The organism is uncultured Kordia sp. (genome assembly GCF_947496985.1).
In the GTDB taxonomy this organism is placed as follows: domain Bacteria; phylum Bacteroidota; class Bacteroidia; order Flavobacteriales; family Flavobacteriaceae; genus Kordia.
This window is the reverse complement of sequence record NZ_CANMEZ010000002.1, coordinates 590263-616006: the sequence shown is the minus strand read 5'-3', so window position 1 is coordinate 616006 and position 25744 is coordinate 590263. Positions and strand designations below refer to the sequence as shown.

Annotated in this window: 18 protein-coding genes, 1 tRNA gene and 1 pseudogene; 9 read left to right on the top strand and 11 right to left on the bottom strand. The window is 32.2% G+C overall.

Features of this window, described 5'->3' with window-relative positions:
* Nucleotides 1-66 precede the first annotated feature (66 nt).
* Genes Q0828_RS07650 through Q0828_RS07640 form a run of 3 tightly spaced genes read right to left on the bottom strand, consistent with a single transcriptional unit; the run spans nucleotide 67 to nucleotide 3276 of the window.
* Nucleotides 67-939, bottom strand: coding sequence for a helix-turn-helix transcriptional regulator (locus Q0828_RS07650; RefSeq protein ID WP_298419244.1), 873 nt, complete (start codon nucleotides 937-939; stop codon nucleotides 67-69).
* Nucleotides 940-959: 20 nt separating this feature from the next.
* Entirely contained in the window at nucleotides 960-2354 is a 1395-nt protein-coding gene (locus Q0828_RS07645; RefSeq protein ID WP_298419242.1) for an HTTM domain-containing protein, read from the bottom strand.
* Nucleotides 2344-3276, bottom strand: coding sequence for a bifunctional riboflavin kinase/FAD synthetase (locus Q0828_RS07640; RefSeq protein ID WP_298419240.1), 933 nt, complete (start codon nucleotides 3274-3276; stop codon nucleotides 2344-2346). Before Q0828_RS07640 ends, Q0828_RS07645 begins: the two co-directional genes overlap by 11 nt.
* 221 nt (nucleotides 3277-3497) lie before the next feature.
* On the opposite strand from Q0828_RS07640, the gene Q0828_RS07635 reads away from it, so the two are divergent.
* Nucleotides 3498-6860, top strand: coding sequence for a reprolysin-like metallopeptidase (locus Q0828_RS07635; RefSeq protein ID WP_298419239.1), 3363 nt, complete (start codon nucleotides 3498-3500; stop codon nucleotides 6858-6860).
* 143 nt (nucleotides 6861-7003) lie between these two features.
* On the opposite strand, the gene pth is transcribed toward Q0828_RS07635, so the two are convergent.
* The 3 genes from pth to Q0828_RS07620 form a co-directional block, all read right to left on the bottom strand.
* Nucleotides 7004-7645: an aminoacyl-tRNA hydrolase gene (gene pth, locus Q0828_RS07630; protein ID WP_298419237.1), complete on the bottom strand. Its 642-nt coding sequence runs from the start codon at nucleotides 7643-7645 to the stop codon at nucleotides 7004-7006.
* Between the two features lie 213 nt (nucleotides 7646-7858).
* Entirely contained in the window at nucleotides 7859-8452 is a 594-nt protein-coding gene (locus Q0828_RS07625) for a 50S ribosomal protein L25/general stress protein Ctc (protein WP_298419235.1), read from the bottom strand.
* Nucleotides 8453-8477: 25 nt separating this feature from the next.
* Complete coding sequence (locus Q0828_RS07620) at nucleotides 8478-9419, bottom strand: ribose-phosphate pyrophosphokinase (protein ID WP_298419233.1); 942 nt, start codon at nucleotides 9417-9419, stop codon at nucleotides 8478-8480.
* A gap of 146 nt (nucleotides 9420-9565) precedes the next feature.
* On the opposite strand from Q0828_RS07620, the gene Q0828_RS07615 reads away from it, so the two are divergent.
* Nucleotides 9566-9647: transfer RNA gene (locus Q0828_RS07615), tRNA-Leu, on the top strand.
* Between the two features lie 213 nt (nucleotides 9648-9860).
* Here Q0828_RS07615 and Q0828_RS07610 read toward each other — a convergent pair.
* Nucleotides 9861-10208 carry a hypothetical protein gene (locus tag Q0828_RS07610; RefSeq protein ID WP_298419231.1) on the bottom strand — a complete coding sequence of 116 codons (348 nt, stop codon included), beginning with the start codon at nucleotides 10206-10208 and terminating at the stop codon, nucleotides 9861-9863.
* Nucleotides 10209-10630: 422 nt separating this feature from the next.
* Between Q0828_RS07610 and Q0828_RS07605 the strand changes: the two genes are divergently transcribed.
* Nucleotides 10631-10777 carry a hypothetical protein gene (locus tag Q0828_RS07605; RefSeq protein ID WP_298419229.1) on the top strand — a complete coding sequence of 49 codons (147 nt, stop codon included), beginning with the start codon at nucleotides 10631-10633 and terminating at the stop codon, nucleotides 10775-10777.
* A 187-nt stretch (nucleotides 10778-10964) separates the two neighbouring features.
* Nucleotides 10965-12335, top strand: a complete 1371-nt coding sequence (locus tag Q0828_RS07600) for a hypothetical protein (RefSeq protein ID WP_298419227.1) — start codon at nucleotides 10965-10967, stop codon at nucleotides 12333-12335.
* 50 nt (nucleotides 12336-12385) lie between these two features.
* Here Q0828_RS07600 and Q0828_RS07595 read toward each other — a convergent pair whose 3' ends face one another.
* Complete coding sequence (locus Q0828_RS07595; RefSeq protein ID WP_298419225.1) at nucleotides 12386-14449, bottom strand: response regulator; 2064 nt, start codon at nucleotides 14447-14449, stop codon at nucleotides 12386-12388.
* Between the two features lie 225 nt (nucleotides 14450-14674).
* Nucleotides 14675-15439, bottom strand: coding sequence for a T9SS type A sorting domain-containing protein (locus Q0828_RS07590; RefSeq protein ID WP_298419223.1), 765 nt, complete (start codon nucleotides 15437-15439; stop codon nucleotides 14675-14677).
* A gap of 946 nt (nucleotides 15440-16385) precedes the next feature.
* Here Q0828_RS07590 and Q0828_RS07585 point away from each other — a divergent pair.
* The gene (locus Q0828_RS07585; RefSeq protein WP_298419221.1) at nucleotides 16386-16736 is read left to right on the top strand and encodes a hypothetical protein; all 351 of its coding nucleotides are present in this window, start codon (nucleotides 16386-16388) and stop codon (nucleotides 16734-16736) included.
* Here the strand turns inward: Q0828_RS07585 and Q0828_RS07580 are convergent.
* A complete protein-coding gene (locus Q0828_RS07580; RefSeq protein ID WP_298419220.1) occupies nucleotides 16720-17259 on the bottom strand; it encodes an alpha-ketoglutarate decarboxylase in 540 nt (179 codons plus the stop codon). The genes Q0828_RS07585 and Q0828_RS07580 overlap by 17 nt on opposite strands.
* Nucleotides 17260-17372: 113 nt before the next feature.
* On the opposite strand from Q0828_RS07580, the pseudogene Q0828_RS07575 reads away from it, so the two are divergent.
* The 3 genes and pseudogenes from Q0828_RS07575 to Q0828_RS07565 all read left to right on the top strand — a co-directional run.
* Nucleotides 17373-20138, top strand: a pseudogene (locus Q0828_RS07575) (2-oxoglutarate dehydrogenase E1 component); the annotation flags it as partial.
* Between the two features lie 156 nt (nucleotides 20139-20294).
* On the top strand, nucleotides 20295-21515 hold the full coding sequence (gene odhB, locus Q0828_RS07570; RefSeq protein ID WP_298419219.1) for a 2-oxoglutarate dehydrogenase complex dihydrolipoyllysine-residue succinyltransferase: 1221 nt from the start codon (nucleotides 20295-20297) through the stop codon (nucleotides 21513-21515).
* A gap of 549 nt (nucleotides 21516-22064) precedes the next feature.
* On the top strand, nucleotides 22065-24080 hold the full coding sequence (locus Q0828_RS07565; protein ID WP_298419217.1) for a carboxypeptidase-like regulatory domain-containing protein: 2016 nt from the start codon (nucleotides 22065-22067) through the stop codon (nucleotides 24078-24080).
* Nucleotides 24081-24294: 214 nt separating this feature from the next.
* Here the strand turns inward: Q0828_RS07565 and Q0828_RS07560 are convergent, their stop codons facing one another.
* Nucleotides 24295-24735: a retropepsin-like aspartic protease gene (locus tag Q0828_RS07560; protein WP_298419215.1), complete on the bottom strand. Its 441-nt coding sequence runs from the start codon at nucleotides 24733-24735 to the stop codon at nucleotides 24295-24297.
* A 132-nt stretch (nucleotides 24736-24867) separates the two neighbouring features.
* Here Q0828_RS07560 and Q0828_RS07555 point away from each other — a divergent pair, with 132 nt between their 5' ends.
* Nucleotides 24868-25635 (top strand): TatD family hydrolase, encoded by a 768-nt coding sequence (locus tag Q0828_RS07555; protein ID WP_298419214.1) that lies wholly within the window; start codon nucleotides 24868-24870, stop codon nucleotides 25633-25635.
* Nucleotides 25636-25744: the final 109 nt, after the last annotated feature.

Genomic DNA, 25744 nt, shown 5'->3' with positions numbered 1-25744 from the left:
TGTATTTCTACATCGTTGAAAACGAATTATCTATATGTTTAAAAAAATAGTCAATATGTAACTGATCTAATTTTTATCAAACTGTTTTAAGAACTGATTTGGTGTTGTGTTTGTATATTTTTTAAAGAATCTGATAAAGTTAGATGGCTCGTTGAAGCCCATTTTAAAAGCAATTTCTTGTGAAGTATATTTTTGTTCAGAAATGTTTCTTTTTATTTCTAATAGTAGCCAACTATCTAGAAAAGCTTTGGCTGTTTTTCCTCCAACGTCTTTGCAAATATCGTTGAGGTATTTATATGATACGCCCATTTTTTTTGCATATGATTTTGCGCTGTGACTTTCTGTATATTCCTGTGTAATTAATAATTTGAATGTTAGAAAATCTTTAAAACGTTTACTTTCAAATGTTTTGTGCTGATATATGGAAAGTTGCTTGATTTTGAATAATAACGCCATAAATATAGTGTTGATCATTTCAGGCTTCATGTTTAGGTTTTCATCTTTGTGTAAATCTTCAAGAAGTGTTAAAAATGGTTGTAGCGCCTGTAAGTTTTCTTCACCAACATAAACATTTGGCGTATTGTAAATATGTAGAAAGTGAAATAAATTTTTCTCGCTGATATTTTGCGTAATGAATCCTTCCTCAAACGAAATAACGAAACCATCTGTAGTACGTTTTTTACTGAATGAATGTACTTGATCGTTGGTAAGAGGTAAGATAACACCTGGGAATAGTTTTTGTTCTTTAAAATCGATGTTATGTGTACCTGTCCCTTTGGTAATAATAATAAGTGCATGAAATGCAATTCGATGCGGTTTTGATAAGTCATACTTACTTTTTTCACAGCGATCACGTAAGGTTTTGATAGAAATAAATTCAAAAGGAATCGGTTGTTTTACGAATCTTGAGAAGATAATATTTTCTATGTGTTCAGACATGTTGCGTTGTTTAAGTCAAGCTATTCTTTAGTATCATATTTGCTTTTAAAAGGTAATAACCATGTATGATGAGAAAAATGTGACCATTCTTCAGCAGCTAAATCTACTGTAGGGTCAAATAGTTGTTGATACTTATGATTATTTACGCGTACACGACCAATTGCATAGATGCTGACTTCTTTTCCTTCTGAGGCAAATTTTTCTTCAAGAATTTGAGCAAATTGCCATAACATGTCAGGTTTTACAGCAACTCTTGTCGCTTGTTTAGGTGATGTGTATGATGCGGGATTGACATAAGTAACAACGTTTGTATTCTTATCTACAACTTTGAGCTGTACGTATCCTGTTTTAGATCGTAACATCATACGCCAACTTAAGCGATGTCCTTCTTCTGTCCATAGGACATCATTTTGAAAAGTCCAATGGCGTAACGGTAATAAAACTTGAAAGATAAAATAAATTGCAAACAGCGGAATTAAGATGTTTCTGTATGATGATATTATTACTTCGTCACCTTTATATACTTCTTTTTTTGGGAGGAATATGTTTCGAATGGTTTCGGGGTCAAAAAAGAAGATACACAACGCTAATGACATGTATGGAAAGATTCCAATGTGTAGTACAAATGAATTGAATAAATGAAATACAATAGAACAACAAAAGATGAATACACGTGTGCGTTTCCATAATAGCAATGGAATTACTAATAAGTCAAAACCAATTCCAACGTATGTAAGTAAGTAATGAATCCAACCTTGCTGTAAAAAATCACCAACAATTGGCAGTGTTTTTTTGCTTGCCATTAAATTTTTAGTGACTTCTCCATTGAGCCAATCTGGATACATTTTGGCAACAGAAGCATATGTATACACAATGAATAGTTGTAAAATAAAAATCCAAACGCACCAATTGGGCATGGAAATCTTCTTTAGTGCTGGTTTTAGTTTTACATCTAATGATAAATAACGATTTGCAGGAACAATCCACATAAAAATACAGAGCAATATCAATAGATAATAATGATTGTTGTAGGATGTTTTTTGCATTAAATACACACAAGTCCACATGACTGTGAAAATGCCCATGCTCCAGCGATATTTATAACCAAGCATTACCAAAAAGCCACAAAGTCCCATGATGGCAAAATACAAATAGAAGCCATAAGAATAATTGGCAAAGTTGATTCCGAATACTTGAAAATCTAATAAAGAATGTTTTAATGTTTGATGTATTGGTGAAAGCACACCTTCAAAACCAATAAATGGAAAAGTAAAATCAGGTTCAATAAACGTACGTTTTACCCAACCAGTAAAAATAGCGCCAAATCCTTCTAAACCAATAAGCAGCCCAAAGACGACTCGAAATATAACGAGGCTGGTATTGTCTACTTGTTTGTATAGAAATTTATTGAGCATTGTATTTTTCAATTAGTGCTAAGGATTGTCTCTTGTCTTTTAACAATTGTTCTTGCAGTTTTTCTACAGACTCAAATTTTTGTTCATCGCGCAAGCGACCTAATAATAATACTTGAATATTTTGATTATAAATATCATCCGAAAAGTCAAAAAAGTGAACCTCAATAGTTTGTTCTTTTCCTTCTACAGTAGGATTTGTACCAATATTCATCATTCCAAAAACCATACGATTTTCAATAGTGCTTTTTACAGCATATACACCTTGTTTTGGAATTAACTTATAGTTTTCTTTTATATGAATATTTGCTGTTGGATATTTTATAGTTCGTCCTAATCCTTTACCGTGAATTACGTTTCCTGTTAGCATAAATTCATATCCAAGATACATATTTGCGGTTTCTATATCGCCTTCATTTAATGCTTTTCTAATTTTGGTAGAGCTAATTGTAATATCATCAATTTCTTTGGCTTTAATTTCTGCGACCTCAAAATTGAGTGCTTCTCCAAATTCTCTTAAATCATCAATATTAGCTGTTCGGTTTCTTCCAAAACGATGATCGTATCCAATAATGATTTTCTTTAAGTTCAATCGATCAATTAATAAATCACGCACAAAATCTTTCGCTGTCAATCGTGAAAACTCTTTGCTAAAAGGATATACAATTAAATTATCTAAACCTGTTTCGTTTAAGAGTTGAATGCGTTCTTCAATTGTATTAATAAGTTTTATGCCGGCATCTTGTTGCAATACCATTCGCGGATGTGGAAAAAAAGTAAGCAATGTTGTGGAAAGTCCATCAGATTTTTCAATAAGGTTTTCAATAATCTTTTTATGTCCCACATGAACACCATCGAAAGTTCCTATGGTTATTGCGGATGGATTTTCAGCTGTATATGCTTCAGAAAAATCTATGGTATTCACTATTCGTTGCTTTTTTACAAAACTATTTAATTCCGATCACAAAAAATAGTGATTGTTATGTAAATCTTGTTATCTATAAAAAGAATCTTTTCATAGATGAAAATATATTATTCAACGCTCAAACTCACTTAATTATCGAAAAAGTAAGGAAAAGTTATGTTAATTTATAAAAAAACGCAATTTTTGGAACTTCACAATAACCCCCTAATCTAAAAATACCTATGAAGCAAATTTTACGCTTTGGTTTCTTTATGTGTTTGTTTTTGAGTACAGCTTCTTTAGTTGCTCAAAGCAATGATTGGAAGAAAAAAGAAACCGTAACGAATTCAGAAATCGTTTCAAAATTCAATTTATCTCCAGAAAAAGTTCATTTTTTTGAACTGAACGAAACTAATTTTAAACAACGTTTGACAAGTGTTCCATTACGAGGAGCTGCTTTTGATTCTAATGTAATTGTAGAAGTGCCAGGTATCGATGGAAATTTAGAAGCTTTTAAATTATATGAAGCACCTGTTTTTGCACCAGAATTGGCAGCAGATTTTCCAAATATTACCTCGTATGTTGGTTTTAGTCAAGAAAATTATGGCGCACAATTGCACATGAGTGTTTCTCATAAAGGTATAGAAACAATGATTTCATATACAAATAGAGAAACAGTTTTTATGGAGCCAGATATTGCTAGTAATGCATATGTTGTGTATACTAGAGATGCAAGAGTGAGTAGTATTAATGAATTTCGTTGTGCAACTATTGATGAAGTTCAAAACCGACTTGGAGATGATGCTGGATTTGAGCCTGAAGATGCAGATGATCAAGTTTTACGAACATTTCGTATTGCAATTTCTGTAACAGGAGAATATACTGCATATCATGGAGGAACAGTAGCAGATGCAATGGCAGCTATTAATACTACTATGTTAAGAGTGAATGCTATTTTTGAAACAGATATGGCAGTTACTTTTGAAGTTATAGCGAATAACCAAACGGTTATTTACACTAATGCAAATACAGATCCATACTCTCCAAGTACAAGTGGTTTAGATGATCATCCTACATATGGAGGAAATCCTTGGTTTGCTACTAACTGGAATGTAGAATTACAAGAAACACTTAGAGATAATATAGGTGAAGCAAATTACGATATTGGGCATTTATTTGGAGCTGCCGGTGGTGGTGGGAATGCAGGTTGTATTGGTTGTGTATGTGAAACTGATTTTCCGCAAGGTAAAGGAAGTGGATATACTTCTCCAGCTGATGGAATTCCTGAAGGAGATACGTTTGATGTAGATTATGTAGCGCATGAAATTGGTCACCAAATGGGGGCAAATCATACATGGGCTTTTAGAACTGAAGGAACTGGTGTAAACGCAGAGCCAGGAAGTGGTTCTACAATTATGGGGTATGCAGGAATTACAGGGCCAGACAATGTACAGCAAAATAGTGATCCATATTTTCATTATCATAGTATAAAACAAGTAACGGACAATCTTGTAACAAGAACTTGCTGGAATGCAAACAATTCGCCAGCACTTGTAAACAATCCGCCAAATGCAAATGCAGGAAACGATTATACAATTCCACAAGGAACAGCATACGTGTTAAGAGGAAGTGCAACAGATGCAGACGGAGGAGATGCGCTTACATATTGTTGGGAACAAACGGATAGCGGGCAGGTAACATATTTAACATTTGGTCCAACATTAACAAGTGGTTCTATGAATAGATCGCAAGAACCAACAAGTTCACCAAATAGATATATTCCTCAATTGAGTAGAGTTGCTTCAGGTCAATTAACGCAAACTAACCCAACTATTAATAGTGCTTGGGAAACAGTAGCAATTGTGAATAGAACGATGAACTGGGCATTAACTGTACGAGATAGAGAGCCAACAGCTACCGGATTAGGCGGACAGTCTAGTTTTGATCTTACAGCTATTCAAGTGACAACATCAGCAGGACCTTTTGCGGTAAGTTCGCAAACATCTAACGTAAGTTGGGAAATGGGAACGAGCCAAACAATTACTTGGAATGTAGCAAATACAGATATTGCCCCTGTAAGTACAGCAAATGTAAACATTTTAATGTCTACAGATGGAGGAGCAACGTTTCCAATCACATTGGCATCTAACGTGCCCAATGATGGTTCACAAGCAATTACAGTGCCTGTAACGAGTCCAACTACACAAGCAAGAATTATTGTGGAAGGAGCAGGAAATATTTTCTTTGCGATGAACTCTAGTAACTTTACGTTGGTAGAGCCAGATTTTGCATTAGTGTTTACAGATAATGATGAAACAGCTTGTCAGCCAGCAAATGCAGTTTATAGTTTTGTATATAATTCTTTTAATGGATTTAGTGGAACTACTAATTTTTCTACAACAAACCTTCCAGCTGGAGCTACGGCAACATTTAGCCCAACTTCTGCTTCTGCGAATGGAACAAATGTAACACTTACTATTTCTGGAACTGGAGGTGTTACTTCAGGTAGTTATACCTTTTCTGCAGTAGGAACTTCAGGTTCAACAACACGGTCAACAGATGTAATGTTAGATGTATTTCCGGGAACACTAACACCAGTATCACTTATTTCACCATCTAATGGAGGAACAAATGTGCCTCTGTCAACAAGTTTGACATGGTCAGCTAATCCTTTTGTTAGTGATTATATTGTGGAAGTTGCAACAGATGCAGGTTTTTCTAGTATTGTAGCTTCAAGTACGCAAACTGGAACAAGTTATACGCCACCATCTTTAAATTTGGCAACAACATATTATTGGAGAGTTGGAATTTCAAATGATTGTGTATCTACAGTATATTCTAGTGTAAATTCATTTGCAACGCAAAATTGTACTATTTGTACTTCTGTATCAAATACTGATTATGAAACTAGTACAACGTTTGTTGATTTTGGAGATATTAGTAGAACTTCTGCAAAGCCATCGGGTTATACCAGTTATGTGGCAACAGATATAGCAAATGTAACCAAAGAACAATCGTATGCAATTACTGTAAACGCAGATACTGACGGAAATTATAGAACACAAACGAAAGTATGGATTGATTGGAATCAGAACTGTAGTTTTGATGATCCAGGTGAAGAATATGACTTGGGAGAAGCAGATAATGTTGCAAATGGTCCAACTGCAAATTCAGGAATGATGATTATGATTCCTGTTACAGCATTGTCAGGAACTACAACGATGCGTGTTGCTACAAAATATACAGAAAGAAATAATATTGTATACCCAACTTCATGTGAAAATGGAGCAGATGGAGAAGTAGAAGATTATCGTATTGATATTCAAAATACATTAGCTGTAACGGATAATACGATTGAGGATTTTGCTATTTGGCCAAATCCTTCTAATGGAAGATTTACTGTTAATTTCACTACATCTTCTTCTGAAAAAATTACAATTAGTGTATTTGATATTCGTGGACGTTCTATTTTTGAGAAAAAATATGATAGTACTACAACTACTTTCAATGAAGAATTAAATATGAGTTCAGCTTCCACAGGAATGTATATGGTTCGTGTAAATGATGGAGAAAGAGTAAGTATAAAGAAAATAATTATTCAATAGAAAGCCGACAATTTATTTATTGAGTGAATTGAAAAGAGAGAAGTGTAATGCTTCTCTCTTTTCTATTTTGATGTAGTGAAGTTTGTTACTTAGATGGTAGTAGAGAAGTTGAAAAACTAATTTTTGATTAAAATATATTCTACTTACTTTCCATTGAAATTATTCATAGTGTTTGAAACTCCTGCTGTTCCGAACGATTTTATAAGTTCCATGCTTTTTTGAAGTCGTTCCGATAGTTTTTCTTCTTCTTCGGTTGTCCATTCGCCTAATACATAATTTACTTGCCTTCCTTTGCCAAAATCAGCGCTAATTCCAAATCGGAATCTAGGATATTTAGTGGTGTTTAATAAAGCTTGAATACTTTTTAATCCATTATGTCCACCATCACTTCCTTTTGTTTTTAATCGAATTGTGCCAAATTCTAGATTCAAATCGTCTGTAATAATTAATACATTTTCTACAGGAATCTTTTCTTTTGTCATCCAATAGCGCACGGCTTTTCCACTGAGATTCATATAGGTGCTTGGTTTCAAAAAGATAAATGTTCTTCCTTTAAACTTATATGAAGCTAAATCGCCAAGTTTATCGGTTTCAAACTTGAAATCTTCTTTCTTGGCAAAAAAGTCTAGTATTTTAAACCCAATATTATGTCTTGTGTTTTCGTATTCACTTCCAATATTTCCTAAACCTACAATGAGAAATTTTTTCATAGGATCTGTTTCTTCTACGTTGAATGATAATTTTGAATGAGACGTGCTCAATAATTTTTTTAAAAATTGAAACATGTTTTGAAATTTATGTAAAAGTAAAACGTATTGTTTCTTGTGGCAAGTCTAAATCTTCAAAATTCATGTTAATTTGAAATTGTGATTTTCATAAGAATTAGTTCAACTGACAATTTTCAATGGATACTAAAGGCTTTTGAAAGTTGCGTTTTGCTAAAATAAAAAAAGCATTCCGTTGTGGAATGCTTTTTAAAGATCGTACGATCAATAGTTTTATGCTTGTTTTTCTTCCTTTGCAGCTTCTTGCGCAGCTTTCATTGCAGCACGAGAAATTCTTACTTGGCAAACTACTGTGTTATCAGCGTGTAATAACTTGTAGTTGTCATTCTGTAAAGCAGTAACATACAATTTGTTTCCGATTTCTAATTCAGACACATCTGCATCGATAAAATCAGGTAAGTTAGCAGGTAACGCTTTTACTTTAAGTTTACGTTTGTTTACACGTAATACTCCACCAGACATTACACCAGGAGCAGTTCCTTTAACAGCAACTGGGATATTCATAGTTACTTCTTTATCGTCGAATAAACGGTAAAAGTCAATGTGTAAAATTTTATCATTTACAGGATGAAACTGAATATCTTGTAAAATAGCATTATGTGTAGAACCGTCTTCTAATGCAATCACAACTGTGTGCGCATTTGGAGTATACACTAATTTAGAAAATGATAATTCTTCTGCTGAAAAGTGTAATGGATTGTCTCCTCCGTATAATACGCAAGGAACCTTTCCAGCATTACGTAAGGCTTTCGTTGACACTTTACCTACGCTTTCTCTTTGAGATCCGTTGATTGTAATTGATTTCATTGTTCTTGTTTATATTAATAATTAATTACATTAAAAATTTTGAGCTGATAGAAGTATTGTTGTGTACTCTATGCATTACATCTGCAAATAAATGTGCGCAGCTTACTACTTTTATCTTACTTGATTCTTTGCGTAAAGGAATAGAATCTGTTACGATTAATTCTTCTAAATGAGAATTTTCTATTCGTTCATACGCTTGTCCTGATAAAATAGGATGTGTACATATTGCACGTACTGATAATGCTCCTCTTTCTATCATAACTTCTGCAGCTTTTGTTAATGTTCCGGCAGTATCTACCATATCATCAACTAATACTACATTTTTTCCTGTTACATCTCCAATGAGTTCCATATGTGAAATTACATTGGCTTTTTTTCGTTGTTTGTAACAAATAACAACATCGCTTTCTAAAAATTTAGAATAAGCATACGCTCTTTTTGATCCTCCCATATCTGGAGAAGCAACGGTTAATTTATCTAAATTAAGATTTCTTAAATATGGTAAAAACACGGTAGAGGCAAATAAATGATCTACTGGTTTTTCAAAGAAACCTTGAATTTGATCCGCATGTAAATCCATAGTAATAATACGAGTTGCTCCAGCTACTTCAAGCATTTTAGCTATCAGTTTAGCGCCGATTGGAACTCTTGGCTTGTCTTTACGATCTTGTCTTGCCCAACCGAAGTAAGGTAGTACAGCAGTAATATGACGTGCAGAAGCTCTTTTGGCAGCATCTAGCATTAAAAGCATTTGCATCAAATGATCTGAGTTTGGAAATGTAGATCCTATGATAAATACTCTTGCTCCACGAACTGACTCTTCAAAAGAAGGTTGAAATTCGCCATCACTATAGGTTGAGAACGTTACTTTTCCTAATTCTGTTCCATACTGTTTTGCAATTTTTTCTGCAAGCTCTTCACTCTGTGTACAAGCGAAAATCTTAGGTTCTGGTACAGCGTAGGCCATATTAATATTCTGTTTAGTAGTTAGTTAATTGTTGTGTTGTGTCAAATGAGGTGCAAATTTAGAAATTTATTGCAACTCTAAAAGCTTTTATTTCTTTTTTTAAGCGAGAATTAAAAATATTTTCTAAATTTGCACTCCTTAAAAAAGCTCGAGTGGCGGAATTGGTAGACGCGCTGGATTCAAAATCCAGTTCTTTCGGGAGTGTGGGTTCGATTCCCACCTCGAGTACTAAGAAATTTCTTTCTAATAAAAATCCTAGCAGTTGTGTTAGGATTTTTTTGTTTACAATAACTCCCGTTTTATCTGATAAGCTTAAGGGTAAAGGATTTTCAGTTAAAGTCTTTCAATAAGATAGATAGTTTTTTATCTGTTAATATTAATTAAAACAACAGAGTCTCCTTTTTCGTCTTTATTTATATCACCATCAATCTAATCCATAACTTAAAAATTGTCAAAATCTGATTGTAATGTCGATTTGATAATTACAAAAATATCTTGCTTTAATTTCTTATTAGTATTGTCAATAAAAGAGCTGTTATAATTTGTTACCTCACATTCTAACTTTTCTAATCCTATATAACTCCAAAATCCACCTATTTTTTTCCAGCATTGAAAGTCAGGGTGACCTTCATCGTTACGTTCACATGCATATATGCCAAACTGATATCGATACAATTGAGATTCAGAACAATAACCTTCGTTGTTATATTCAAAAGGGATAAACCATCCAACAAAGCCCAATATTATTAGTGAAACAATAAGGATGATTTTAAATTTATGTCTTTTCATTACTTTTTTATTGGTTATAGTGTAAATATAAAAGTAATTTCTCCTTATTTCTTTATTCTAGAATAAACCTTTTTCATCTAATACCAATAAGGTTTACTAACTAAAATTGCTAGTGCATTATAAAATTCCTGATACGCCTATTGAATGAAAGAATAACAGGAACTCTATTACGAAGCATTCAAAAGGTGAGAATATTCATTAAAAAACAGATTTATTTTTTTCAAATCTTCATGCAAAAAGTTCGATTTTAGGTTCTTTAGGTGTACTAAGAATTTTCTTCTTAATAAAATCCCAACGGTTGTGTTGGGATTTTTTTTGTTATATATAATCTATTGTTCAAATGTTAAATACGGTTTTCCCGTAAATGGTTACTAGTTTCATTTTATAAGTTTAATTTTTATTAACTTTTAAATTCTTAAATTATGAAAAAAAGAAATCTTAAATCATTAAGACTTAACAAAAAAAACATTTCCAATCTTAAAACTCCAGCTATTAAAGGAGGAGGAACACATTATGAGTCAATCTGTGATTGTCCTGATACATTGTATACAGTAACAGGAAATAGATAATAAATACTTTTAATTTATAGGCGATTTTTGGTTCATTTATAATCAGAAGAAAAATATTCTAACCATAAATGAACTAAGGTTCGCTTTTTTCAAAATATTATATATGTAATACATTTTATTATAGTTCAATTTTTTTGGTACATGTTTTGAGGTTTTCAATGTGTAAACCGATTTAAATTGAAAATAAATGAAAACAATTACCAAAGTTTTCATTGCCACCTTTATGGGAGCTGTCACTCTTGCGACAAATGCTCAAAATAAGTGCAATGAAACCCTCTCGCTATTTGCTGGAAACGTAACTTCTAAAAGTTTTACCAAAGCAAAATCACAATTAACGTACTTAAGGAAAAACTGTGCAACTATTAATTCTGCTATCTATGCACATGGAGAAAAGGTGCTTCAATATGAGTTGAAAAACGCAGGTAATAAGCAAGAATCAGCTTTGGAATTAATTCAATTGTATAAGGATAGAATTGTAAATGTCCCTGCCAAAACTAAAAAAGGATTGATACTGTCTAAAATAGGTGCTGTAATGCTCAAACATAAAATTGGTACTGTAAAAGAACAGTATGATGTGTTTAATGAAGCTTTTATGACTGATCCAGAAAATTTCAAAAACCCAAAATACTTATACAAATACTTTGAGTTGTATTACAAAATGTACACTGCAAACGAGTATGCAATTACTCTAGAAAATTTTATAGAAAAGTATGAAGAAATGAACGGGAAGTTTGAGTATGAAAAACAACGATTGTCTAAAATAAAAAGTGATCTTTTGACGAAAAAAGAGAACAATCAAACATTAACGAGTAAAGAACAAAGAAAGATAGATTTTGCCATAAAAAATATTACTGCTATTGATCTGTTTGTGAAAAACATATCTGTATTATTGGAAAAAGAAGCAACTTGTAAAACATTGGTTCCTTTATATAAGAAAAAACTAGAAGTTAATAAAGATGATATTGAATGGTTGCGAAAAGTTGCAGGTAGATTAGATGCGAAAAAATGTAGCGAAAGTCCATTGTTTCTTAAATTAGTTGTAACCATAGATTCTTTGGAACCAACTGCAAATTCAAAGTTTTACCTTTATACGATATACAAAAGAAAAGGAGATGAAGAAAAGGCTAGTATGTATTTTGAGCAATATCTGGTCTATGAAACTGATGTAAGCAAAAAAGCGAAAATGTTAAATATGTTCGGAAGTAAAGCTGCAAAACTAGGTCAAAAAACGAAAGCTCGCGCATTCTATTTAAGAGCATTAAAGTTTGATCCTTCTAATGGAAGTATATACATAAATATGGCACGTTTATATGCGTCAAGCGCGAATCAATGTGGAACCGATGAGTTTACCAAAAGAGCCGTTTATTGGAAAGCTGCCGAAATGGTCAAAAAAGCAACACAAGTAGATCCTTCTGTAAAAGAAGCAACTGAGCTGATCAATTTCTATATGCAATCTGCACCAAGCAAAACAGATGTTTTTAAAGAAGGATATAAAGGTGGAGAAAAGTTATCCATAAAATGTTGGATAGGAGGAAGCGTTGTCGTTCCAAAACTTTAAATATACACACTAAAACTCTAGCAAGTTTGTTGGAGTTTTAGTATTCATTTTTATGAAGTAATGGTTTTATGAATAGTTTTTATAAAATCCTCCGTTAAAAAAGGTTTCATAATATGTCCGTTCATTGCGTATTTGTAAATTTTTTGTTCTACTTCTTCACTTGAAGACGCTGTAAGTGCAATAATGGGGGTTTTGGTGTTAAATTCACGAATCAAAGATGTGGTTTCGTAACCATCTATATCAGGCATGTGTAAATCCATCAAAATACAATCAAAAGTTGCTTCTTTCAGTATAGAAATAGCTTGTGTTCCAGAATCAACTACTTCTGTTATTACATTAAATTCGGTTAATATTTTTTTAGTTACTAATTGATTTATTTTATTATCATCAACAATTAAAATACGTTTTTGAACAATTGCTTTTAGGACATTTTCGCAAGTTTCATTTTTAAGTTTTATCTTTTCTTTTTTGGCAAAAATAATTTCAAAACTAAACGAAGCTCCTTCATTAACATTGCTTTCAATAACTATAGAACTCTGCATCACTTTTAAAATTCGCTTTACAATAGAAAGACCTAAGCCACTTCCTTTATACGATTTTTCAACTTGAGTTTGTTCTTGATAAAATTTTTCAAAAATCTGTTCCTGTTTTTCTTTTGAAATTCCTAATCCGTCATCTTTTACTTCAAAATAGATTTTCACATATTTGCCTAAATCTTCTGATAATTTTGCTTTTACATAAATATTTCCATTATGTGTAAACTTAATTGCGTTAGAAATTAAATTAATAAACACTTGTGATAACTTTAATGAATCACCTTTTAATGCTATTGGAATTGCATCGTCAAATTCAATATGAATTTTATTTTGACTATTGCGTAGCGCAAATTCTAAGCTATCTACAATATTGTTTATCAAAGTCTTTAACGTAAAATCTAAAACCTCTAATTTTATTTTTCCAGATTCAATTTTGTTAAGTTCTAAAACATTATTAATTAATGATAATAAATGACTTGCTGAAAAATTTAATGATTCTAAATATTCTTCATGAGAACTATTTACATTTTCTTTTAAAAGTAGCTTTGAAAGTTCAATAACACCATATAAAGGAGTTCGCAATTCGTGACTGATTTCTGAATAAAAATTGCTTTTTGCTTTAGAGAGTTCTTCGGCTTTTTTCTTAGCGTATTTTAGCTGTTTATTTTTCTTGAAAATTAAATAAATACTAATAAGAAGTCCTATTACAAATAGCGCAAGTAGGGTATTGTAGGTTCTAAACTTTGTAATAGTAGCATCTTTAAACTCTTGTTCAGCTTCAAGTAGACGAACTTTTTCTTTATTTTCTCGTATAAAGTTATCTGCTTCAATCTGCTTGGCCTTTTCGTATTCTTTAATTTTATATAATGAATCGTTATAAATGGAATACTGTTGCATAAGCTCAAAGGCTTTTTCAAACCTAGTATCTTCTTTAAATAACAATGCCTGATCTTTATACAAACTTGCTAATACTTCAATGTGGCTATTTTTTTTAGAAGTTGCTACACATTTGTCAAAATACAATTGATGGTTTTTAAAATCATCAATTTTATAATATGCATATGATAATTGTAAATATAATAATGGAACTAGTTTTCGATCTTTATAAGCTTCAATTCGATTAATGATCTTTAAAATTTCTAGCGAGTACTCAATACCTTCTTCAAATTTTTTTTCTACATAAATCTTATTATCTGCAATATTTGATAAGGGATATATGAGGTCATCTTCATATCCTCCAGATCTCGCTAAATTGATAGCTTTTGAAAAATATACATTGGCTTGTGGAATACTGTCAAAATCTTTATAATTTACACCAAGATCATTGTATGCTAATACCAAGTTGAAGGTGTCTTTTTTCTTTTCAAAAATAGCTTGTGCTTTAAATAAATAATAAAAACTCAACGAATCTTTACTTACATAATAATGTGAGTTGCCTAATGAGGCATAACAACGTCCCATTAAAATACTATCGTTAGTTGTTTTAGCAAATTGCAATACTCTATTGCTGATAGTTATTGATTCTCCATATTTCCCCTGTTCAAATAATTTAAAAGCTCTATCTGCTTGTTTTGACATTGAGTCTAGCAATGTCTCTGAAACACTTTGTGCTAATAAATGAAAGGGGATAATGAAGATGAATAAAAAGAAATTCTTTTGTTTCAATATAATTTGATATTAGTTATCTTCAATTTACTAAAAAATCATCAATACTTCTTTTTAAATTAAAAATAAAAACCCAACATTCCTGTTGAGTTTTCATCTTTTTGTATGTTTTCTTGAAATAATTTCTGGATTAGAAGACTATTTTTTTATAATCTTTTTTGATGTTGATTCATTGTTGTCAAAATAAATTTTCACGATATATTCTCCTGGGGTAAAACTTTTAATGTCTATAACACTTTTTGTAGACGATTTTAATAATTGTCCTTTTAAAGAATAGACCTCGCTTCTTTGTATATTTTTTGATGAATTGATAGTTATTTTTGTATTGGTAGGATTCGGAAATATACTTACTTCATCCGCTACAACTTTTTCTTTCTTATAGTTTGAGCTTCTTTCATCTTTACCAAAAGGAGAATCATTTTCTCTGTCTGGAGATATAGGAAGTGGATTTCCATTGCAACTAGCACAGTCGCCAGTGGTTATAGCTGTCCAGCGAATTACCCAGCTTCTGTTTTGTGCAGTTGAAGCTCTTAGTGGGTTAGGAAAGTTCAAACCACCTATAGTAGGGTTGTCGCTTGGATGATCTGCCCATCTTAAATATACTCTAAAACCAGTTGGTGTAGCTGAATATATAGAAGGAACTCCATTGATGTACCAGTGATATCCAGAATTTGTTGTTGATTCCAATGTGACTAAATAATGTGGTGTTTGTGTAAATCCACATGCAGAGGTGTTTACATCTACGTATATTCCGCCAACGCCTCCATTATAGTCTATCCAATCAGATGGAGCTGTAACTCCTTGGGCTACAACCATTGATCCAACAGTCATTTGAGCACTTATGGTCGTAATAAAAAGAAAACTACATATCAATGTAGCAAAGTAAAATTTAGATAATTTCATAATAATTTATTTTTTAGTAGATTAACTTATTCTTCTCAATAGTAAGAAGTTATGTAAAATTAGATCTTTTATTAGAGGAAAATGTACGGGATGGACGTAGGATTAATATGTCTTTTTGAATTAAGACTGCTTGAATAATGAGTAACTTTCAGAGGAGGTTAAACGTGGTAAAAAAATATCAATTTAAGTGCTGTATAAAAAGAAGTGAAGTTGTTATAAACCTAAAAGGTTATTTTTTCTTCCAAAGAAAATCTAAAATGCTCGATTTGTAAAGCAATAACTTCTTTTCGGTAAAAATAATTAGTAAAGTTTCAATTGCAGATAGAATAGCTACGTTTAAAAATAAAATTTCGAAACCATAAGTAGAGTTCAATAAGAGTACAGTGAAATGCAAAAATATAATGACTAACCATATTTTACTTAAAATGGTGTTGGGAACCATGATGCTCTTGTGTTTAGTAAAAGAAGCAATCACAATAATTAGTTTTATGATAAAAACCTCTTTAATTGGGAAGTGAAAAAAAGGAAACTCATGGTATTGAAAAGTCTTAAAATAATTATAGCGTAAATGGATATCTATAATAATACTCAAAAAAACGATTATCCAAAATATATAATACGAAAGTGCTTCAAGCTGATTTGTAAGATAGTTTCTTTTCAATAGATCAAAAACCAGCATGGAAAACATGATACTGAACGCTATTAAATCATAGACGCCCCAAAGTTTTGAAAAAAGAAATAGTACAAATAAAAACGTAGCAAGAAAACGAATATACACTTTCCAATTTGATAAGATGTGAACTGTAAACTTTCTCATAAAGATTCTTATTTGAATCGATAAGTACAAAATTACGCTAATCCGTACTTTAAATTATAGTATGCTAAACAAAAACTATTTTTAAATTTTTGACATTTCAAATATGTAAGAATTAAGTACCTTCGTTATATGCTAAAAAAATACGAACATATTGAAGCATTACTCGTAGATGCAACAAAAGAAGAATTGTATGAAAAACTAATTATGCAACTCAATAAAGATTTCACTTTAGCTAATATTGAAGAAACGTTTTCGTATAATGTTTCGCCGGAGGCACTCAAAAAAGAATTGCATGCAATAGTATATCAGTTAATTCAAGAAAAATTTACTGAATATTTAAATCTATTATATATAATGGACGTGTCTGAAGCTAAAATAAAAGCACTAGACGGTTCGGATGTGGTAGAACTTTCAGCACAAGTAGCCTTTTTAATGTTACAACGCGAATGGCAGAAAGTATGGTTTAAAAATAAACTCTGAAAAACGGAACAAGTGCATCTGCATAAATGCTCTTGTCATCATCGTGTAATACATTATAACGAACACCTACAGTAATATTATTAGTTGTATACCCAACACCAAAAAATACGGCTGGTTGCCAATAATTATCATCTCTAAAAATAGGATCATCAAAATCACGATTCACATTCATATATTCAAACTCTGTAGAAAGTTGAATTTCCTGTATGGGATTAAACAATCCTATAAAACTTCCACCAATAATTGTTGATTTAAAAAAATCATCATCCTTAAAATAAGTGTAATTCAATGAAATTCCGGCTGCAAACTGATTATTAAAATCATAAATAGCACTGGGAGCAACAGTAGCACTGAAAATATTATTTCCAAAACTCAAGCCAAGTCCACCACCAAAACGAACATTCTGCCAAAAATCGCTTCCTTGAGATGACGCATTTGATTGTCCAAAACAAGAAAAAGAAATTACACACATAAAAATTGCTAAAACTATATTTTTAGGCTGGAAAAAATAGGAATCTTTCATTTCTGTAAAAAGCTTAAATAATTATCATATAAATATATGTAAAAGATATGATGTGTTTTTTACAAAAGTTGTATTTTTGATAAAATTTTGTCAAAACAAGACAGGAAGAAAAAAACATGGATAGATTTTCCTTTTTAAATGCAGCGCATACAGCATACTTTGCTGAATTATACGATCAATATTTACAAAACCCTGATAGCATTGAACCTAGTTGGCGTGCTTTCTTTCAAGGATATGACTTTGGAACTGAAAGTTATGGAGAAGAACAAGAAACTTCAACAACAGTGCCTCAAGTAGTTGTTCCAGAAAATGTAAAGAAAGAGTTTCAAGTAGTAAAACTTATTGATGCATATCGTACACGTGGGCATTTATTCACAAGAACAAACCCAGTAAGGGAACGAAGAAAATACGAGCCTACACTAGCGATAGAAAACTTTGGCTTATCAGAAGCAGACTTAAATAAGTCGTTTGAAGCTGGTGAAATATTAGGACTTGGAAAAACAACATTACATAATATAGTTTCACACTTAGTTCGTATTTATTGCGAATCAATTGGTGTGGAATATATGTATATAAGAAAACCAGAGCAAATTGAGTGGATTCAGCAAAAACTGAATATCAATGACAATCACCCTAGATTTTCTGCAGACGAGAAAAAGCATATTCTTAAAAAATTAAACGAAGCAGTTTCATTTGAAGATTTTCTTCATAAAAAATATGTAGGTCAAAAGCGTTTCTCGCTAGAAGGAGGAGAATCGTTAATTCCTGCATTAGATGCTATTGTTGAAAAAGCAGCAGAAAATGGAGTAAAAGAATTCATCTTAGGAATGGCACATAGAGGTCGTTTAAATGTACTGACAAATATTTTTGGTAAATCAGCAAAGAATATCTTTAGTGAATTTGACGGAAAAGACTATGCAGAAGCTATTTTTGATGGAGATGTAAAATATCACTTAGGATTAACATCTGACAGAGAAACCGATTCTGGAAAGAAAATAAGCATGAATATTGCACCAAATCCGTCTCACTTGGAAACAGTTGGTGCTGTAGTTGAAGGAATTTCGAGAGCAAAACAAGATCGTCATCATGCAGATGATTTTTCAAAAGTATTACCAATCGTTATTCATGGTGATGCAGCAATAGCAGGACAAGGATTGGCTTATGAGGTTGTGCAAATGTCACAATTAGACGGTTATAAAACTGGTGGAACAATCCATATTGTAGTAAACAATCAAGTTGGTTTTACAACCAATTACTTGGACGCACGTTCATCAACGTATTGTACAGATGTTGGAAAAGTAACACTTTCGCCAGTATTACACGTAAATGCTGATGCAGCTGAAGCCGTTGTACATGCAGCGTTATTTGCACTAGAGTATAGAATGACATTCAAACGAGATGTATTTATTGACTTGCTAGGATATCGTCGTTATGGACATAATGAAGGTGATGAACCACGATTTACACAACCGAAATTATACAAAGCAATTAAGAATCATGACAACGCAAGAGATATCTATGCTGCTAAATTAATTGAACAAGGGATTATTGATAATTCTTATGTGAAAGGTTTAGAAAAAGCATACAAAGATTCACTTGAAGAGAAACTAGAAGATTCTCGTAAAGAAGAAAAAACAGTCATTACACCTTTCATGCAAGATACATGGGACGGATTGGTGAGAGTTGATGAAACTGAAATGGCTAAAGATGTAGATACAACGTATCCAAAAGAAAAATTAGAAGGAATAGCAAAAGCTGTTTCTAAATTACCTGAAGATAAAAAGTTCCTTAATAAAATTGTGCGTTTAATTGGAGATCGAAATAAAATGTTCTTTGAAAAAAACAAAATTGATTGGGGAATGGGAGAAATGCTAGCGTACGGATCTTTATTACAAGAAGGTTTTGATGTGCGTATCTCTGGACAAGATGTAGAAAGAGGAACGTTTTCACATCGTCATGCAGTAGTAAAAGTAGAAGCTTCGGAAGAAGAAATAAAACTACTAGACAATGTATCAGAAGATCAAGGTAAATTTTATATCTATAACTCGTTCTTATCAGAATATGGTGTTGTAGGATTTGATTACGGATATGCAATGGCAAGTCCAAATACATTGACAATCTGGGAAGCGCAATTTGGAGATTTCAGTAATGGAGCGCAAATTATGATTGACCAATATATATCTTCGGCAGAAGACAAGTGGAAAACGCAAAACGGATTAGTAATGTTATTGCCACATGGGTATGAAGGACAAGGTGCAGAACATTCATCAGCACGCATGGAGCGTTACTTGCAAATGTGTGCAAAAGACAATATGTACATTGCAGATTGTACAACGCCAGCGAACTTCTATCACTTGCTACGTCGTCAGATGAAAGCAAACTTTAGAAAACCGTTAATTGTATTCACGCCAAAAAGTTTATTGCGTTTGCCAGCTGCGGTTTCAACAGTGGATGACTTTGCAAATGGAAGCTTTCAAACGTTAATTGATGATGCAGAAGCAAAAGCAGACAAAGTAAAAACGTTGGTGTTCTGTACTGGTAAATTTTATTATGATTTACTAAAAGAGCGTGAAGAGTTAGAAAGAGAAGATGTTGCTTTAGTTCGATTAGAGCAATTATTCCCGTTACCAAAAACAAAAATTAGAGAAGTATTAGCAAAATATACAAAAGCAAACGATGTAGTTTGGGCACAAGAAGAACCAAGAAACATGGGAGCGTATAGTCATTTATTAATGCATTTAGATGAAGCGAAAAATTTCAGAATAGCTTCAAGAAGATTCTATGGTGCGCCAGCTGCCGGAAGTGCAGTGCGCTCAAAGCGTCGTCATGAAGAAGTAATTGCATACGTATTTGACAAAACTAAAAATAACATGCGTTAAAGATTATATTTCAACTTCAATTTATCTTAAGCTTGCCGAAAGGTTTAATGTATAAGTTTTGAGAAGTTTGATAAAATCAAAATGCGTATCGCGGTCACTGAGCTTGTCGAAGTGAACGCACAAAAAAGTAAAATAAAAACTAAAATATAGAACACGATGATTTTAGAAATGAAAGTTCCTTCGCCAGGAGAATCCATCACTACAGTAGAAATTGCAGAATGGTTAGTACAGGATGGCGATTACGTAGAAAAAGACCAAGCAATTGCTGAGGTTGATTCTGATAAGGCAACCTTAGAATTGCCAGCAGAAGCTAGTGGAACAATCACCTTAAAAGCAGAAGAAGGCGATGAGGTAGAAGTTGGACAAGTAGTTTGTTTAATTGATACAAGCGCTGCAGCTCCAAGTGGAGACGCTCCAAAAGAAGAAAAGAAAGCGGAAGCACCAAAAGCTGAGCCTGCTAAAGAAGCAGCGCCAAAAGCTATCGAACCTGCAAAAACATATGCTTCAGGAAGTGCATCTCCAGCAGCTAAAAAAATATTAGCTGAAAAAGGAATGGACGCTAATCAAGTAGCAGGAACTGGAAAAGATGGACGTGTCACAAAAGATGACGCCGTAAAAGCGCAACCGAGCATGGGAACTCCAGCTGGAGGAACACGTGGAAGCGAGCGTAAAAAATTATCAATGTTGCGCAGAAAAGTTGCAGAGCGTTTAGTGTCTGCCAAAAATGAAACAGCGATGTTAACTACGTTTAACGAAGTTAATATGAAGCCAATTTTCGAATTGCGTAAAGAGTACAAAGAAACGTTTAAAGCAAAGCATGGTGTAAGTTTAGGATTTATGTCTTTCTTTACCTTAGCTATTGTAAGAGCGTTAAAATTATATCCAGCAGTAAACTCAATGATTGATGGAAAAGAAATGATCAGTTATGACTTCTGTGATATCAGTATTGCTGTTTCTGGACCAAAAGGATTAATGGTTCCTGTAATTAGAAATGCAGAAAACTTATCATTCAGAGGAGTAGAGTCTGAAGTGAAAAGATTAGCAATCAGAGCGCGTGATGGGCAAATTACAGTTGATGAAATGACAGGCGGAACATTCACAATATCAAATGGTGGAGTTTTCGGAAGTATGTTGTCAACACCAATTATCAATCCACCGCAATCTGGAATCTTAGGAATGCACAATATTGTAGAAAGACCAATGGCTGTTAATGGAGAAGTTGTAATTCTTCCTATTATGTATGTTGCGTTATCATATGATCACAGAATCATTGATGGTAAAGAATCTGTAGGTTTCTTAGTGGCTGTTAAAGAAGCGCTAGAAAATCCAACAGAACTGTTAATGGATAACAATGTAAAAAGAGCATTAGAATTATAGAAAGACGATAGTCAAAACAATACAAATTCAAAAAGCCGTTGCATTTACATGTAACGGCTTTTTTAGTGAAACTCAATTTTTAGAAGCCTGAAAGATGAACTTAAAATTCCATGAGTTTGATATTAATATCAAGAGTAATTTTTTCTTTTCCGCAGTATAGTAGAGATTTTTCATTAAAAATTTTTTGAAGCCTTGGAAAAAAAATTAGAAAAATCACTACGGTTATAACTTTTCCCTTAAAGAAAAATTAAAAATACCTCTGGAAAAGCGCACTTTCTTTTGTTTCTTTTCTTTGTGCGAGCAAAGAAAATGAAAACCCGATTTTCAGTATTTTAAAAATGTGACAATAAATTTTTTAAAATTTCTTTAGAATAAAACGTATATCTAACTTATAAGTTGAACTAGATTATCTAAGTATTGTGATCTTATACTTATCGAGATTCTGAAAAAGAATAAAGATTTTTTGTAAATTGTAGTAATATTAATGCAGTCTTTTAAGAGGAATTCGGCACTATTTTTGATGCATATCAAATACTAAATCAACCAATTATGAGAGCAATTGTTTTTATTATTTCACTACTTCTAAGCACCTCAGTTTTTGCGCAATATACAATCACACTTGATGCTTTTGTGTTAGATGAAAAAACCAACCAACCAATTCCGCATGTAAATATTGAATGTGTTGGTAAAGACATCAAAGCTGTTACCAATGAACTCGGACAATTTACCATTACATTTGATGATGATTATGTAACTTCAAATGATAGCTTTCAGTTTCAAGCTGTAAATTATAATTCCCTTACGGTAGATGTGTCAAAGTTGGACAAATACCTTTCCAAGACAAACAAAATATATCTATCTTCTCAAAAAAAGAACCTATATCAAAACACAATAAAAGGAATCGTTTATAATGAAGAAAAACAAACGGTTCAAAATGCTGTTGTACGCGTAAAAAATACATTTACAGAAGTACAGACGAATGTAGATGGGAAGTTTACAATACCTGCTGAAATAGGAGATGTTTTAGAAGTTAATTTCATAGGAATGAACCCGAAAGTAGTTGTTGTAAAAGACGAAAAACCGATCAATATTACATTAACTTCTAATGGCGAATTGTTAGATGCAGTATTGCTTGAAGGTAAAAAAGAGAAAAAAGAAAAACGCTACGTTGATACAGGGTTTGGAAAAGTAGATCTTGCTTCTTTCGGATTAGGTTCTGTGCTAAAATCAGAAGATATAGGTTTTCATCGTCTGTACATTACGGATGTATTAAGTGGACGGATTGCTGGATTGCAAGTTTTTTCAAGGCAAGGAAATTCAGGTCCACGATTTGGTACGGTTCAAAGTTTTAGTGCTGCAAAAGGGATAAAGCCAACACAAACAGGAGAGACGGTGTTGAAAATAAGAGGAAAAGAAGCACTTGTTTTTTATGATGGAAATCCATTTTATGGTGATGTAAATGATATCAATGTAAACACAGTTGATAATATTGTAATTGTACGTTCCTTATCAAGAACTGTATTATATGGAGGAAGACCAGCGGTATTAATTACATCAAAAAATAGATTTATAGAAAGAGATGCTAACGGAAATATTGTCAATTCAGCATTGGCAACAGGAAATGATTATGAAGAATTAATTCCTATGATTTCAGAAACAACAACGAATTATATAGTGGAGTTAGAAATGGCAACAACATATGAAGAAGCGTTAAAAATATATGAAGTACAATCGCGCCAAGCGAAAAATAAAAATGTACCTTATTATGTAGATGTTTCGGATTATTTTAAAAAATGGAATGCTGAAAAATCAGTTGAAATTGTAACCACTATTGAAGAAATTGCAGGAAACAATCCAAAAGCATTAAGAACATTAGCATACAAATTAGAAGAAGTAAATCAGTTTGAAAAGGCAAAGCATATCTATCAAAAAATAGCTACGCTTTTACCGAATGCTGCACAATCGTATCGTGATTTGGCAATGATATACAAGAAAACGGAAAACTATCAAGAATCGTTAGATTTATATGTGAAAATGTTAACGAATTCTTTCGAAAACATAGATTTTTCAGGTTTGGATAAGCCACTTGTTACTGAAATTCAACAATTGCTTCGTAAGCATAGAGCAAAGCTCAATTATGAAGACATACCAACAAATATGTTAACAGGAACATTTAAATATGATGTACGTATTGTTGTTGAGTGGAATGAAACGGATACTGAATTTGAAATGCAATTCGTAAATCCTAAAAATAAATTCTATAACTGGGAACATTCTGTAGCTGCAAACAAAGAGTTAATGCTTAATGAGGTGAAAAACGGATATCAAATGAAAGAATTTATAATTGATGACGTCAATACTGCTGGAGAATGGATCATTAATGTGAAAACATTACAAAATGAAAAGGCATTCAATCCTACGTATTTAAAATATACGGTGTATAAAAACTATGGTAAAGCTAATGAAGAAAGTACGGTAAAAGTTGTAAAACTATACAAGCAACAGCAAAAAGTAACACTTGATAAAATAAAATATCAACCAACTACAATAGTGCATACACGTTAATACAGAAGCCTGCGACTAGCAAAATAGCTTGAATAATAAATAAAATAGTTGTTCGTCTGTTGTTTAGAGCTAGGGAATTCATATCAAAACAGGTTTTAGGTTTGCAATGGTGTAAAATTCCAAAAAAATAAATTCCTACCTATGCGTAAAATCACCTGTTTTTCTAAAATAGGTAATAAAATGAAGTGCTTTTTACTTGTGTTTAGTAAGGTAACTATTTCAAATACAGGCAATTCTTGTCGTAATCAATAACGGCTTTTCCTTTTCTTAAAATATCGGCACCAATAATTCCGTGAACAGGTTGTGCTTCATGTTGCGTTAAAGCAGTATTCACATGATCTAAATTAAAAAGAACCAATGCAACACGCTGTTTAGACCATTTTCCTATAGATACTTCATTCTTCTTAGAAATTTGTGTCTCCATATTCACTGCGCCAGCACCAGCAGCTTTAATCTTTGATGCCTTCGCAATTAAATTAAATGTTTCAATAGCTTCAAAACCTACACAGGAAGTGGATGCTCCTGTATCTAAAATGAAACTTCCTTCAATGCCATTAATTTTAGCTTTCACTTCATAATGATTTGTATTAATTCTGTTCAATTTAATACGTTGGTATCCTTTATCTCGTAAAAACTTTCGTAAACTCTTTCTCATATATGAAATGCTAATATCAATTTTGTGTAAAAATACAAATCAAAATACATGCCTCTATAAGATTCATGTTATATTGTCATACTTTTTAAAAAGAAGCAGTAAAAAATCCTATTGAAATACTATTTTTACGCCATGATAATTACAGATACACATACACACTTATATAGTGAAGCGTTTGATGAAGACAGAAATGAAATGATGCAACGCGCTATTGATAAAGGTGTAAAGCGATTCTTTGTGCCAGCAATTGACTCAACTTATACAAAACGCATGTTTCAGTTGGAAAAAGACTATCCAAATGAAGTGTTTTTGATGTCGGGATTGCATCCAACACACGTAAAAGAAAACTACAAAGAAGAATTGGCGCATGTTTCAGAATTACTTGCTGAACGAAAATTTTATGCAGTTGGTGAAATAGGAATCGATTTATATTGGGATAAAACATTCTTGGCACAGCAACAAGAGGCATTTCAATACCAAATTCAATTAGCAAAAAAATACAAACTTCCAATTGTAATACACTGTCGTGATGCATTTAATGAGGTTTTTGAAGTATTAGAAAAAGAAAAAGGAGATGATTTATTCGGGATATTTCATTGCTTTACAGGAACAAAAGAACATGCAAAAAAAGCTATTAGTTACAATATGAAACTAGGAATTGGTGGTGTGGTAACTTTTAAGAATGGTAAAATTGATAAGTTTTTACAAGAAATACCATTAGAACATATAGTGTTAGAAACAGATTCACCTTACTTAGCACCAACACCATTCAGAGGAAAACGAAACGAAAGTAGTTATGTAATGAATGTGTTGGAAAAAATAGCTTCTATTTATGAACTATCCGAAACAGAAATAGCAACAATTACTACGGAGAACTCAAAAGCAGTTTTTGGAATCTAAATTAAAGAAGTTAAAAGTTAGGAACTGTATATAAATAAATACATGAAAAACGAATCAATAGCAGTGATAAATGCTAAATTTTAAATAGAAAAAGAGTTTTCTTAAACCA